Annotated in this window: 11 protein-coding genes; 7 read left to right on the top strand and 4 right to left on the bottom strand. The window is 62.0% G+C overall.

The genetic code is table 11. The features are described from left to right. Positions 1–77: 77 nt before the first annotated feature. Both J5M66_RS02025 and J5M66_RS02020 read left to right on the top strand, forming a co-directional pair. Positions 78–1,571, top strand: coding sequence for an aldehyde dehydrogenase (locus J5M66_RS02025; RefSeq protein WP_207807569.1), 1,494 nt, complete (start codon positions 78–80; stop codon positions 1,569–1,571). Positions 1,572–1,833: 262 nt separating this feature from the next. Next, positions 1,834–2,976, top strand: coding sequence for an MFS transporter (locus tag J5M66_RS02020; RefSeq protein ID WP_207807568.1), 1,143 nt, complete (start codon positions 1,834–1,836; stop codon positions 2,974–2,976). An 87-nt stretch (positions 2,977–3,063) separates the two neighbouring features. Here the strand turns inward: J5M66_RS02020 and J5M66_RS02015 are convergent, their stop codons facing one another. Together J5M66_RS02015 and J5M66_RS02010 are read right to left on the bottom strand one after the other, a co-directional pair. Continuing rightward, a complete protein-coding gene (locus J5M66_RS02015) occupies positions 3,064–4,632 on the bottom strand; it encodes a phospholipase D family protein (RefSeq protein ID WP_016772558.1) in 1,569 nt (522 codons plus the stop codon). Between the two features lie 61 nt (positions 4,633–4,693). Further along, complete coding sequence (locus J5M66_RS02010; RefSeq protein ID WP_041476641.1) at positions 4,694–6,115, bottom strand: PLP-dependent aminotransferase family protein; 1,422 nt, start codon at positions 6,113–6,115, stop codon at positions 4,694–4,696. 175 nt (positions 6,116–6,290) lie between these two features. Between J5M66_RS02010 and J5M66_RS02005 the strand changes: the two genes are divergently transcribed. After that, positions 6,291–6,533 (top strand): DUF1127 domain-containing protein, encoded by a 243-nt coding sequence (locus J5M66_RS02005; protein ID WP_122705564.1) that lies wholly within the window; start codon positions 6,291–6,293, stop codon positions 6,531–6,533. Between the two features lie 120 nt (positions 6,534–6,653). Here the strand turns inward: J5M66_RS02005 and J5M66_RS02000 are convergent, their stop codons facing one another. Next, the gene (locus J5M66_RS02000) at positions 6,654–7,964 is read right to left on the bottom strand and encodes an FAD-binding oxidoreductase (protein WP_206421385.1); all 1,311 of its coding nucleotides are present in this window, start codon (positions 7,962–7,964) and stop codon (positions 6,654–6,656) included. A gap of 146 nt (positions 7,965–8,110) precedes the next feature. Between J5M66_RS02000 and J5M66_RS01995 the strand changes: the two genes are divergently transcribed. After that, complete coding sequence (locus J5M66_RS01995; RefSeq protein WP_038861187.1) at positions 8,111–8,464, top strand: YkgJ family cysteine cluster protein; 354 nt, start codon at positions 8,111–8,113, stop codon at positions 8,462–8,464. A gap of 120 nt (positions 8,465–8,584) precedes the next feature. On the opposite strand, the gene J5M66_RS01990 is transcribed toward J5M66_RS01995, so the two are convergent. Further along, a complete protein-coding gene (locus tag J5M66_RS01990) occupies positions 8,585–9,073 on the bottom strand; it encodes an Lrp/AsnC ligand binding domain-containing protein (RefSeq protein ID WP_010465173.1) in 489 nt (162 codons plus the stop codon). A gap of 153 nt (positions 9,074–9,226) precedes the next feature. On the opposite strand from J5M66_RS01990, the gene dadA reads away from it, so the two are divergent. The 3 genes from dadA (at position 9,227) to alr (ending at position 12,023) form a co-directional block, all read left to right on the top strand. Beyond that, positions 9,227–10,531 carry a D-amino acid dehydrogenase gene (dadA, locus tag J5M66_RS01985; RefSeq protein WP_122506211.1) on the top strand — a complete coding sequence of 435 codons (1,305 nt, stop codon included), beginning with the start codon at positions 9,227–9,229 and terminating at the stop codon, positions 10,529–10,531. Beyond that, entirely contained in the window at positions 10,503–10,856 is a 354-nt protein-coding gene (locus tag J5M66_RS01980; protein WP_041476645.1) for a RidA family protein, read from the top strand. Before dadA ends, J5M66_RS01980 begins: the two co-directional genes overlap by 29 nt. A 93-nt stretch (positions 10,857–10,949) precedes the next feature. Next, complete coding sequence (gene alr / locus J5M66_RS01975) at positions 10,950–12,023, top strand: alanine racemase (protein ID WP_207807661.1); 1,074 nt, start codon at positions 10,950–10,952, stop codon at positions 12,021–12,023. Positions 12,024–12,027: the final 4 nt, after the last annotated feature.

The following is a 12,027-nucleotide window of genomic DNA, read 5'->3' as shown; positions in this document are numbered from 1 at the left end:
CAGGCTGGCCGGGCAGAATTCTTGAACAGCGCCGCAGCGCTTGCGGTGCTCGTATTCAATAAGAGGAGGACACCCGAATGACCACCCTGACTCGTGCCGACTGGGAACAACGCGCCCGCGATCTGAAAATCGAAGGCCGCGCTTTCCTGAATGGCGAATACACCGACGCCGTCTCCGGCGAAACCTTCGAATGCATCAGCCCGGTCGATGGCCGCCTGCTCGGCAAGATCGCCAGCTGTGACGCCGCCGACGCCGACCGTGCTGTAGAAAACGCCCGCGCTACTTTCAATTCCGGCGTCTGGTCGCGCCTGGCGCCGACCAAACGCAAAGCCACCATGATCCGCTTCGCCAGCCTGCTGAAACAGCATGCCGAAGAACTGGCGCTGCTGGAAACCCTCGACATGGGCAAGCCGATCAGCGATTCGCTGTACATCGACGTACCGGGCGCGGCGCAGGCGTTGAGCTGGAGCGGCGAAGCGATCGACAAGATCTACGACGAAGTTGCCGCCACCCCGCATGACCAACTAGGTCTGGTGACCCGTGAGCCGGTGGGCGTGGTTGGCGCTATCGTGCCGTGGAACTTCCCGCTGATGATGGCTTGCTGGAAGCTCGGCCCGGCGCTGTCGACCGGTAACTCGGTGATCCTCAAGCCGTCGGAAAAGTCGCCGCTGACTGCCATCCGCATCGCTGCGCTGGCCATTGAAGCCGGGATTCCGAAAGGCGTGCTCAACGTGCTGCCGGGCTATGGCCACACCGTCGGCAAGGCGCTGGGTCTGCACAATGACGTCGACACGCTGGTGTTCACCGGTTCGACCAAGATTGCCAAGCAACTCATGGTCTATGCCGGCGAATCGAACATGAAGCGCGTCTGGCTGGAAGCCGGCGGCAAGAGCCCGAACATCGTCTTCGCCGATGCGCCGGATCTGCAGGCCGCCGCTGAATCCGCCGCCAGCGCCATCGCCTTCAACCAGGGCGAAGTCTGCACCGCCGGTTCGCGTCTGCTGGTCGAGCGTTCGATCAAGGACAAATTCCTGCCAATGGTGATCGAGGCGCTGAAAGCCTGGAAGCCGGGCAATCCGCTGGACCCGGCGACCAACGTCGGTGCGCTGGTCGATACCCAGCAGATGAACACCGTGCTGTCGTACATCGAATCCGGCCATAGCGATGGCGCCAAACTGGTCGCCGGCGGCAAGCGCATCCTCCAGGAGACCGGCGGCACTTACGTTGAGCCGACCATTTTCGATGATGTGAGCAACGCGATGAAGATTGCCCAGGAAGAGATTTTCGGCCCGGTGTTGTCGGTGATCGCTTTCGACAGCGCCGAAGAAGCCATCCAGATTGCCAACGACACGCCATACGGTCTGGCCGCAGCGGTGTGGACCCAGGACATCTCCAAGGCGCACCTGACCGCCAAGGCCTTGCGCGCCGGTAGCGTGTGGGTCAACCAGTACGATGGCGGCGACATGACCGCGCCGTTCGGTGGCTTCAAACAGTCGGGCAACGGTCGCGACAAATCGCTGCATGCCTTCGACAAGTACACCGAGTTGAAGGCGACGTGGATCAAGCTGTAAGCCGCTGAAGGGAGCCCGCTCACTCCGGGCTTCCAGACCAAACAGAGATCCCCTGTGGGAGCGAGCCTCTGTGGAGAGGGGATTTATCCCCGTTCGGCTGCGAAGCAGTCGCTAAACCATTGCGCGCGGTGTACCTGGTACATCGTGGTTGCAGGTTTTGGGGCCGCTGCGCGACCCAACGGGGATAAATCCCCTCGCCACGGGGGCTCGCTCCCACAGTGATTTTGTGGTGCATATAAAAATATCCACAGGAGCGTGGAACATGCGGTGGGCGACGTATTTCGCCGTGTTGGCGTCTGTCTTGAGTGTCGGCCTGGCCCTGGGGGTCAGCATGCCGCTGGTGTCGTTGCGTCTGGAGGGCTGGGGCTACGGCTCGTTCGCCATCGGTGTGATGGCAGCCATGCCGGCAATCGGCGTGCTGCTGGGGGCGAAGATTTCCAGCCATCTCGCCGCGTATTTCGGCACGGCGAACCTGATGCGTCTGTGCCTGTGGGCCGGGGCATTGTCGATCGGCCTGCTGGCGCTGTTGCCGAGTTATCCGATCTGGTTGCTGCTGCGCCTGCTGATCGGGGTGATCCTGACCATCGTGTTCATCCTCGGCGAGAGCTGGATCAATCAATTGGTGGTCGAGCAGTGGCGCGGGCGTCTGGTAGCGCTGTATGGCAGCAGCTATGCGCTGAGCCAACTGTCCGGTCCGTTGCTGCTGGGGGCGCTCGGTACCGAGCATGATTACGGTTTCTGGGTCGGGGTCGGCCTGCTCACGCTCTCGCCCCTTCTGCTGCTGGGGCGCAGCGGTGCGCCAAGCAGTGAGGCCAACAGCGTCACGTTTGGCGATCTATGGGGCTTCGCCCGTGAGTTGCCGGCGATTGCCTGGGCGGTGTCGTTGTTCGCCGCGTTCGAGGCGATGATTCTGACGCTGCTGCCGGTGTACTGCCTGCAACAAGGGTTCACCGCCGAAATCGCGCTGGCCATGGTCAGCACCGTGGTGGTCGGCGATGCGCTGCTGCAATTGCCGATCGGCGCGTTGGCCGATTACCTGTCGCGGCGCACGCTGTTCGCCGGGTGCGCGGTGGTATTGATGCTGTCGAGTCTGGCCATTCCGATGTTGCTCGACACGCTGCTGATCTGGCCGCTGTGGGTGCTGTTCGGTGCCAGTGCCGGCGGCTTGTTCACCCTGTCGCTGATTCTGATTGGCGAGCGTTATCGAGACGATGCGCTGGTTCGCGCCAATGCGCATATCGCGCAGTTGTGGGGTGTCGGTTGTCTGGTCGGGCCGTTGGCGGCAGGGGCGGGCAGTCAGTGGGTCAATGGTCATGCGTTGCCGCTGTTGATGGCGGCTGGGGCGTTTGGTCTGGTGCTTTTGTTGTTGCGCCAAGGCGCCTTCGGCAAGGTCCAGACTGCTTGAGATCAAAAGATCGCAGCCTTCGGCAGCTCCTACAGGGCAAACGCATTTCCGACTGTAGGAGCTGCCGAAGGCTGCGATCTTTGTTTTTTACAGCATCCGCTCCAGGCCGACGCTGGTGCTGAACCACGAGTTGAAGCGCCGCCACCAGCTCCCCGGCTCCTTGGTCAGAGTGTGCATCTGGCCGTTGTCCTCGGTGACCCAGACGACCTTGCCGTCCTCGAGTTTCGCCTGATAACTCAAGGTCGGCGCCATGCCTTGCAATGCCAGTGCGCGCACATGCTCGGCCAGTTCCGGGCTGTCGACGAGCACGCCGACTTCGGTGTTCCACAGCACCGAGCGCGGGTCGAAGTTGAACGAACCGATAAACGATTTGCGCCGGTCGAAGATCATCGCCTTGCTGTGCAAACTCGAATCCGAACCGCGAAACGACTTGCTGTAGAACACCCGCGGCCCGCTGCCATAGTTATCCCCAGGCTGGCGGCGCAGTTCATAGAGTTTCACCCCGTGTTCAAGCAACGCCTTGCGATAAGGCGCGTAACCACCATGCACCGCCGGCACGTCAGTGGCCTCCAGTGAATTGGTCAGCAGGCTCACGGAGACCCCGGCATCGGCGCGCCCGGTCAGGTAGACCAGCCCCGGCTGGCCGGGCACAAAGTAGGCGGAAATCATGATCAGCTCTTTGCTGACGCCGGTCAGCTCCGGTGCCAGTTGCGTGGTCAGCAGCAGATGCGGATCCGGTTCGCCCTTGGACAGCACCTTGCTCGGCGCGTCCCACAAGGCCTGGTTCCAGGCCCAGATCAGCTCCTTTCGCCAGATGTCCATGCGCGGATCGGTGGTGAACTTCATCAACTGTTGATAGAGCGCGTGGTTCTGCTTGCGGGTTTCTTCCAGCGATTCTTCCAGGCGCGTGCGCGTGTTTTGCAGGTCGGCGGCGGTCGGCTGGCTGGAGAGGAATTCGTCGATCGGCTTGCTCAGCGCGCTGTTCCAGTACTGGTCGAAACTGTGTCCGAGCTGTTCGGCCACCGGGCCGATGCTGAGCATGTCGATGTCGGTGAAATTCAGGTTGGGTTCGGCGTCGAAATATTCATCGCCCAGATTGCGCCCGCCGACGATGGCCGCGCTGTTGTCCGCCAGCCACAACTTGTTGTGCATGCGCCGATGCTGCACGGACAGATTGAACAGTCGCCCGGCCGCGCGCGTTACGCCGGTGCTGCGCCCCAGGTGCAACGGATTGAACAAACGAATCTGGATCTGCGGATGTGCCGCCAGCGTCGCGATGATCTGGTCGAGGCCGTCGCTGGTGGTGTCGTCGAGCAGGATGCGCACGCGCACGCCACGGTCGGCAGCCTTGAGTACTTCCTCCACCAGCATTCGCGTGCTGATGCCGTCGTGGACGATGTAGTACTGCAAATCGAGGCTGACCTGGGCATGGCGAATCAGCTCGGCCCGGGCGGTGAAGGCCTCACCACTGTCGGAGAGCAGGCGAAACCCCGACTGCCCTTTGTAGGGTGCGGCCTGAGCCTGGATCGAGCGGCCGAAGCTGGAGTCCGACGCCGGCAGGGCCTGGCTTGGTTCGCGCGGCACATCGAGGCTGGCGCAGCCGCTGAGGAACGAGGCGAGTATCAGTGAAGCGAGTAAGGGCTGTCTGAAGCTCACGTAGGATCGTTCCGGTTGGCGGCTGAGGTCGGCAATTTGGACGCCGGGCACGCAAAAAAGGTCAGTCGGTCTCAGCGAGTAGTTTGATTGCCGCAGCGCCGACTTTGCGCACCGCTTCTTCGATCTGCGCTGTTGGTTTGGCAGCGTAGTTCATCCGCAGACAATTGCGGTACTTGCCCGAGGCGGAAAAGATGCTGCCGACAGCAATCTGTACGCCCTGATCGTGCAGCGCGCGATTCAGTTTCAGCGTGTCGAAACCTTCCGGCAGTTCCACCCAGAGCATGAAGCTGCCCTGCGGGCGACTGGCGCGGGTGCCGGCCGGGAAATAGCGCGTCACCCAGTCGATCATCGCGTCACGATTGCGTTGGTACTGCATGCGCATACGCCGCAAGTGCGGCTCGAAATGGCCGGCCTTGATGAATTCGGCGATGGCGATCTGCGGTTGTGGCGCGGTGGAGCCGGTGCTGATGTATTTCATGTGCAGCACTCGCTCCAGATATCGGCCCGGCGCCACCCAGCCGATGCGCAGCCCCGGCGCCAGGGTCTTGGAGAACGAGCTGCAGAGCAACACGCGGCCGTCTTCGTCGAAGGATTTGATCGTGCGCGGGCGCGGATAGGTGTAGGCCAGTTCGCCATACACATCGTCTTCAATGATCGCCACGTCGAAACGCTGGGCCAGGGTCAGCAAGGCGCGTTTGCGCGACTCGGGCATGACGTAGCCGAGGGGGTTGTTGCAGTTGGGGGTGAGCTGAATGGCCTTGATCGGCCACTGTTCCAAGGCCAGTTCCAAGGCGTCGAGGCTGATGCCGGTGAGCGGGTCGGTGGGGATTTCCAAGGCTTTCATGCCCAGGCCTTTGAGGGTTTGCATGGCGCCGTGGAAGCTCGGCGAGTCCACCGCGACGATGTCACCCGGCTCGCAGATCGCGTGGATGCTGGTGGACAGCGCTTCGTGGCAGCCAGTGGTGATCACCAGATCGCTGGCGCTCAACTGGCAGCCGGAATCGAGCATCAGCCGTGCGATCTGTTCGCGCAGTTCGAGGTTGCCGTGGATGTTGTCGTAATACAGACCGGGCATGTCCTGCCGCCGGCTGATTCGCGCCAGTCCGCGCAGCAGCGGCTTCATGGTCGGCGAGCCGACATCGGGCATGCCACGGCCCAATTGCACGACGTCCTTGCGCGGTACCGCGCGAATGAGTTCCAGCACCTGATCCCATTGCGAAATCTCTACCGGCCGTTGCGCGGGGCGGCCTACTGCGGGCAGCTCCGGCAACTCGCGGCCGACTGGGACAAAGTAGCCAGACTTGGGTTTCGGCGTGGCGAGGCCGCTGTCTTCAAGCACGCGATAGGCCTGCTGCACCGTGCTCAAACTGACTCCGTGCTCGACGCTCAAGGCGCGCACCGACGGCAAGCGATCGCCAGGACGATAGAAGCCTTGTTCGATGCGGGTGCCGAGCAATTCGGCGAGATTTACATACAGAGTCATGGTGGCCTCGGTGCGTCTTGGTGGAAACCAGTACAGATGCGGCAAAAATCAGTCATTCAGTCGGTGAATCGGCAAATCTGTATGGAGTTAATACAGGTTCTTTGGGTCTGTAATGGTTTTGCTCGCCCGCGCATCATGGAATCTCTGGCTACCCAAGTAAACAGGAGCAACGAAAATGAACGGCTTGAGCGATGTGCGGCTGACGTTACACAGTCAGGAACTGGCGGCAGGGCAGAAGGACAGCGCGCGCAATCTGCTGCGTAACGCGCCGTCCGGCCTCAGTCGCTGGGAGCTGTTCTGGCATCGTCTGCACACGCGCAAGGCGTTGCTAGGCCTGACACCGGAGCAACTCAGGGATGTCGGGTTGACGCTGGAGCAGGCGAGGGAGGAGGGGTTGAAGCCGTTTTGGCGGATATGAATACCACAGAGCGTTCCCACGCTCTGCGTGGGAACGCCGCCCCGCACGCTCTGCGTCCGCTGTGAAGCAGAGCGTCACTGGATGCATTCCCACGCGGAGCGTGGGAACGATCCTGATTCGTCAGACCAACTCTTTCAGCCGATGCCACAACATCCCCAACGCCAACAACGGCGAGCGCAAATGCTTGCCGCCGGGGAAGGTGATGTGCGGCACCTTGGCGAACAGATCAAAGCCGCCGCTGTGCCGCCCGCTGATTGCTTCGGCCAGCAGCTTGCCGGCCAGGTGGGTGGCATTCACCCCATGTCCGGAATACGCCTGGGCGTAATACACGTTCGGCTGCTCGGCGAGCCGGCCAATCTGCGGCAAGCGGTTGGCACCGATGCCGATCATTCCGCCCCACTGATAATCGATTTTCACCCCGGCCAGTTGCGGGAACACTTCAAGCATCTTCGGCTGCATATAGGCGCCGATGTCTTTCGGATCGCGTCCCGAGTAATGACAGGCGCCGCCGAACAGCAAACGTCGATCCGCCGAGAGCCGGTAGTAATCCAGCGCCACCCGCTGGTCGCAGACCGCCATGTTCTGCGGCAGCAGGTTGTGCGCCTGCTCTTCGCTCAGCGGTTCGGTGGCGATGATGTAGCTGCCGGCGGGCAGGACCTTGCCGCTCAGTTGCGGGTTGAGGTCATTGAGATAGGCATTGCAGCCCAGCACCAGGGTCTTCGCCCGCACCGAGCCTTGCGCGGTGTGCACCTTCACTTCGGGGCCGTAATCGATGCGCGTCACGGCCGAACGCTCGAACAGCTGCACGCCCAGTTGCTGCGCCGCTGCCGCTTCGCCCAGCGCCAGATTCAGCGGATGCAGATGTCCGGAGCCCATGTCGATCAAGCCGCCGACATAGCGCTTGGAACCGACCACGGTGTGCATTTCACTGGCCTGCAATAGACGGGTTTCGTAGCGGTAACCGAGGCCGCGCAACTCTTCGGCATCTTCGGCAAAACCGTCGAGATCGGAAGGCTTGTTGGCGAGGTCGCAGTAGCCCCAGGTCAGGTCGCAGGCAATGCCGAAACGCTCGACGCGCCGGCGGACAATCTCCACCGCTTCCAGGCCCATGAGTTTCATCTCGCGCACGCCTTCGGCACCGATGACATTGGCGAACTGATCAAGGCCGTGACCGACACCGCGAATCAACTGCCCGCCGTTGCGACCGCTGGCGCCCCAGCCGATCCGGTGCGCTTCCAGCAAAACTACGCTGAAACCGCGTTCGGCGAGTTCCAGCGCCGTATTCAGCCCGGAAAAGCCGCCGCCGACCACGCAGACATCCGCCACCACCTCGCCTTGCAGCACGGGATGGTCAGGCTGCGGCAGGCTGCTGGCGGCGTAATAAGAGGCAACGTGGGGTTGGCTCGCGGTGGTCTGGGCGCGGGCGGTCATGGGCATCATCCAACGGCTGAGTGTCGAGAAAATTTGACGGAGCATAAGCCGCACGCCCGAACGTGGGCAACATCGGTCGGCCTGCGGTGTCTGGATCCGGGCTTTTGCGGCACAATCATCAGCCCGCCACTTTGGTCAACGTTTCGATGAGCTGCAACAGCCAGAAAATCCGCAACCTGCGTCAGCAGATCCCCACGTTCGACTGCGTGCCGGGCTGCCACGACTGCTGCGGGCCGGTGACCACTTCGCCCGAGGAAATGGCCCGGCTGCCGCGCAAGACCCGCGCCGAGCAGGATGCCGCGCTGGAAAAACTCAACTGTGTGCACCTGGGGCCGAATGGCTGCACGGTGTATGAAGAGCGACCGCTGATCTGCCGCTTGTTTGGTACGACCAAGACGCTGCCATGCCCGAACGAGCGGCGGCCGGTGGAGCTGATTCATCCGCGGGTGGAAAAGCAGATATTCGAGTATATGGCGGCGAATCGGCAGGTGTTGGTGTAAGCGATCGTTCCCACGCTCTGCGTGGGAATGCCTCTTCGGACGCTCCGCGTTCGGCCTTTGGGACGCAGAGCGTCCCGGGCTGCATTCCCACGCAGAGCGTGGGAACGATCATTGCGGTGATCAGTCCGGAATCGGCAGGCACAGGCTCTCTTTCACCTCTTCCATGACGATATAGCTCTTCGATTCACGCACATGCGGCAGCTTCAACAGAATGTCGCCGAGCAGTTTGCGATACGACGCCATCTCGGAAATCCGCGCCTTCACCAGATAGTCGAAATCCCCTGACACCAAATGGCACTCCAGCACATGCGGCAGCTTCAGCACCGCGCGTCTGAATTCTTCGAATGTGTCGCCGGATTTGTAGTCGAGGCTGATCTCGACGAACACCAGCAGGCTACCCTTCAAATGCTGCGGATTGAGCCGGGCGTTGTAGCCCATGATGATCCCCTCGCGCTCCAGACGCCGCACACGCTCGGTGCACGGCGTGGTCGAGAGGCCGACCTTTTCCCCCAGTTCGGTGAAGGAAATCCGCCCGTCCGCTTGCAGGATGCGCAAGATGTTGCGGTCGATCTTGTCCAGCTCACGTTTGGTCTGAGTGTTGGTACGCATAGGGGATGCGCCTCCGTGAAAAGGGTTTTTGCCGAGAATTGTCGCCAAATATAGGCGCTTATATAGTGAAAAGCACTGGCATTTCTTTTTTACACTGCGCCCATCATTGCTCTAACAAACAGTTCGGCGAAAAGCCGCGATGAGGGATTGAAAATGCGCGTCATGGTCTTGGGTAGCGGCGTCATCGGTACCGCCAGTGCTTACTATCTGGCCCGTGCCGGGTTTGAAGTGGTGGTGGTCGACCGGCAGCCTGCTGCGGCCATGGAGACCAGTTTCGCCAATGCCGGCCAGGTCTCGCCGGGTTACGCCTCGCCGTGGGCCGCGCCGGGCGTGCCGCTCAAGGCCATCAAGTGGCTGCTGCAGCGCCACGCGCCGCTGGCGATCAAGGCCACCGCTGATATCGACCAATACCTGTGGATGGCGCAAATGCTGCGCAACTGCACCGCCAGCCGTTACGCGGTGAACAAGGAGCGCATGGTGCGTCTGTCCGAGTACAGCCGTGACTGCCTCGATGAATTGCGCGCCGAAACCGGTATCGCCTACGAAGGCCGCAGCCTCGGCACCACGCAGTTGTTCCGCACTCAGGCGCAGCTGGATAACGCCGCCAAAGACATCGCCGTGCTGAAGGAATCCGGTGTGCCGTTTGAAGTCCTCGACCGCGCCGGCATTGCCCGCGTCGAACCGGCGCTGGCAGGCGTGACTGACATTCTCGCTGGCGCCCTGCGTCTGCCCAATGACCAGACCGGCGACTGCCAGATGTTCACCACCCGTCTTGCCGAAATGGCGCGCAAGCTCGGCGTGGAATTTCGTTTTGGCCAGGACATCCAGAAACTCGACTACGCCGGGGATCGCATCAACGGCGTGTGGATTGACGGCAAGCTGGAAACCGCTGATCGCTACGTGCTGGCGCTGGGCAGCTACTCGCCGCAACTGCTCAAGCCGTTGGGCATCAAGGCCCCGGTGTATCCGCTCAAGGGCTACTCGCTGACCGTGCCGATCACCAACCCGGACATGGCGCCGACGTCGACCATTCTCGACGAGACCTACAAGGTCGCGATCACCCGTTTCGACAACCGCATCCGCGTCGGCGGCATGGCCGAGATCGCCGGTTTTGACCTGTCGCTGAACCCACGTCGACGCGAAACCCTGGAGATGATCGTCAACGATCTTTATCCTCAGGGCGGCAATCTGGCCGAAGCGAGTTTCTGGACGGGCCTGCGCCCGACCACTCCGGACGGTACGCCGATCGTTGGCGCCACGCCGTTCAAGAATCTGTTCCTCAACACCGGTCACGGTACGCTCGGCTGGACCATGGCCTGTGGTTCCGGCCGTTTGCTCGCCGACCTGATGGCGAAGAAAAAGCCGCAGATCAGCGCCGAAGGCCTCGATATTTCCCGTTACGGCAACCAGACCCAGGAGTCCGCAAAACATGTCAATCCAGCGCCAGCTCACCAATGAGCGCATGAGTCAGATCGTCAGCCACAACGGCACCGTGTATCTGGCCGGGCAGGTCGGCGACGACTTTGACGCCGGAATTGAACAGCAGACCCGCGAGGTGCTAGCCAACATCGAGCGCTTGCTCGATCTGGCCGGGACGGACAAGCAGCATCTGTTGTCGGCGACGATCTACCTGAACGACATCGAAGCGCACTTCGCCGGAATGAACGCGGTGTGGGATCAGTGGCTGCCAAAAGGCGCCGCGCCGGCCCGTGCCACCGTCGAAGCGAAGATGGCCAAGCCGAGCATTCTGGTGGAGATCTCCATCGTCGCCGCGCTGCCATAACGTTTTACAGATCCCTCTCCCGGTGCTGTTGGCGGTTCACGTCGTCAGTCAGCGCCGGTTTTTCTTCCCATGACCGCCCAGAAGTCTGCCGCCATGCGTCCTGCCCGTGCCCTGATCGACCTCCAAGCCCTGCGCCACAACTACCGAATTGCCCGCGAAGTCACCGGCGCCAAGGCGCTCGCGGTGATCAAGGCGGACGCCTATGGCCATGGCGCGGTACGTTGCGCCCAGGCGCTGGAAGCCGAGGCTGACGGGTTTGCGGTGGCCTGCATTGAAGAAGCATTGGAGCTGCGTTCCGCCGGGATTCGCGCGCCGGTATTGCTGCTGGAAGGCTTCTTCGAAGCTGACGAGCTGGCGTTGATCGTCGAGCATGATTTCTGGTGTGTGGTGCATTCGCTGTGGCAGCTCGAAGCGATCGAGCAGGCAATCCTGAGCAAACCGATCACGGTATGGCTCAAGCTCGATTCCGGCATGCACCGCGTCGGCCTGCATCCGAAAGACTACCCAGCGGCCTATCAGCGTCTGCTGGCCAGCGGCAAAGTGGCGAAAATCGTGCTGATGAGCCACTTCGCCCGCGCTGATGAACTGCATGCGCAAAGCAGTGCCGAGCAGGTCGCGGTGTTCGAAGCGGCGCGTCAGGGGCTGGCGGCGGAAGTCAGCTTGCGCAACTCGCCAGCGGTGCTCGGATGGCCAGAAATCCAAAGCGACTGGGTACGTCCGGGCATCATCCTCTACGGCGCGACCCCGTTCGAAGAAGCCAACGCCGTCGCTGAACGCCTGCAACCGGTAATGACCCTCGAATCGAAAGTCATCAGCGTGCGTGAATTGCCGGCCGGTGAACCGATCGGCTATGGCGCCAGGTTCATCACCGACAAGCCAATGCGCATCGGCGTGGTCGCCATGGGCTACGCCGACGGTTACCCGCGTCAGGCGCCGACCGGCACACCCGTGCTGGTGGCGGGCAAACCCAGCCGCCTGCTGGGGCGCGTGTCGATGGACATGCTCTGCATCGATCTGACCGACGTAGCGGAAGCGGGGCTTGGCTCGACCGTCGAGTTGTGGGGTAAGAACATCCTCGCCAGCGACGTGGCAAAGTGGGCCGATACCATCCCGTATCAGATCTTCTGCAACCTGAAACGGGTGCCAAGGCTCTATTCCGAGGGTTGACGCC

The sequence above is a fragment of the Pseudomonas sp. 67(2021) genome, assembly GCF_017491835.1.
Lineage (GTDB): Bacteria > Pseudomonadota > Gammaproteobacteria > Pseudomonadales > Pseudomonadaceae > Aquipseudomonas > Aquipseudomonas atacamensis.
This window is presented reverse-complemented; position numbering and strand designations above follow the sequence as displayed.

Bases quoted from the DNA above. Each gene is read 5' to 3' on its own strand.
- J5M66_RS02025 (WP_207807569.1), top strand. From the start codon at position 78: ATGACCACCCTGACTCGTGCCGACTGGGAACAACGCGCCCGCGATCTG.
- J5M66_RS02020 (WP_207807568.1), top strand. From the start codon at position 1,834: ATGCGGTGGGCGACGTATTTCGCCGTGTTGGCGTCTGTCTTGAGTGTC.
- J5M66_RS02010 (WP_041476641.1), bottom strand. From the start codon at position 6,115: ATGACTCTGTATGTAAATCTCGCCGAATTGCTCGGCACCCGCATCGAA.
- J5M66_RS02005 (WP_122705564.1), top strand. From the start codon at position 6,291: ATGAACGGCTTGAGCGATGTGCGGCTGACGTTACACAGTCAGGAACTG.
- J5M66_RS02000 (WP_206421385.1), bottom strand. From the start codon at position 7,964: ATGACCGCCCGCGCCCAGACCACCGCGAGCCAACCCCACGTTGCCTCT.
- J5M66_RS01995 (WP_038861187.1), top strand. From the start codon at position 8,111: ATGAGCTGCAACAGCCAGAAAATCCGCAACCTGCGTCAGCAGATCCCC.
- J5M66_RS01990 (WP_010465173.1), bottom strand. From the start codon at position 9,073: ATGCGTACCAACACTCAGACCAAACGTGAGCTGGACAAGATCGACCGC.
- dadA (WP_122506211.1), top strand. From the start codon at position 9,227: ATGCGCGTCATGGTCTTGGGTAGCGGCGTCATCGGTACCGCCAGTGCT.
- J5M66_RS01980 (WP_041476645.1), top strand. From the start codon at position 10,503: ATGTCAATCCAGCGCCAGCTCACCAATGAGCGCATGAGTCAGATCGTC.
- alr (WP_207807661.1), top strand. From the start codon at position 10,950: ATGCGTCCTGCCCGTGCCCTGATCGACCTCCAAGCCCTGCGCCACAAC.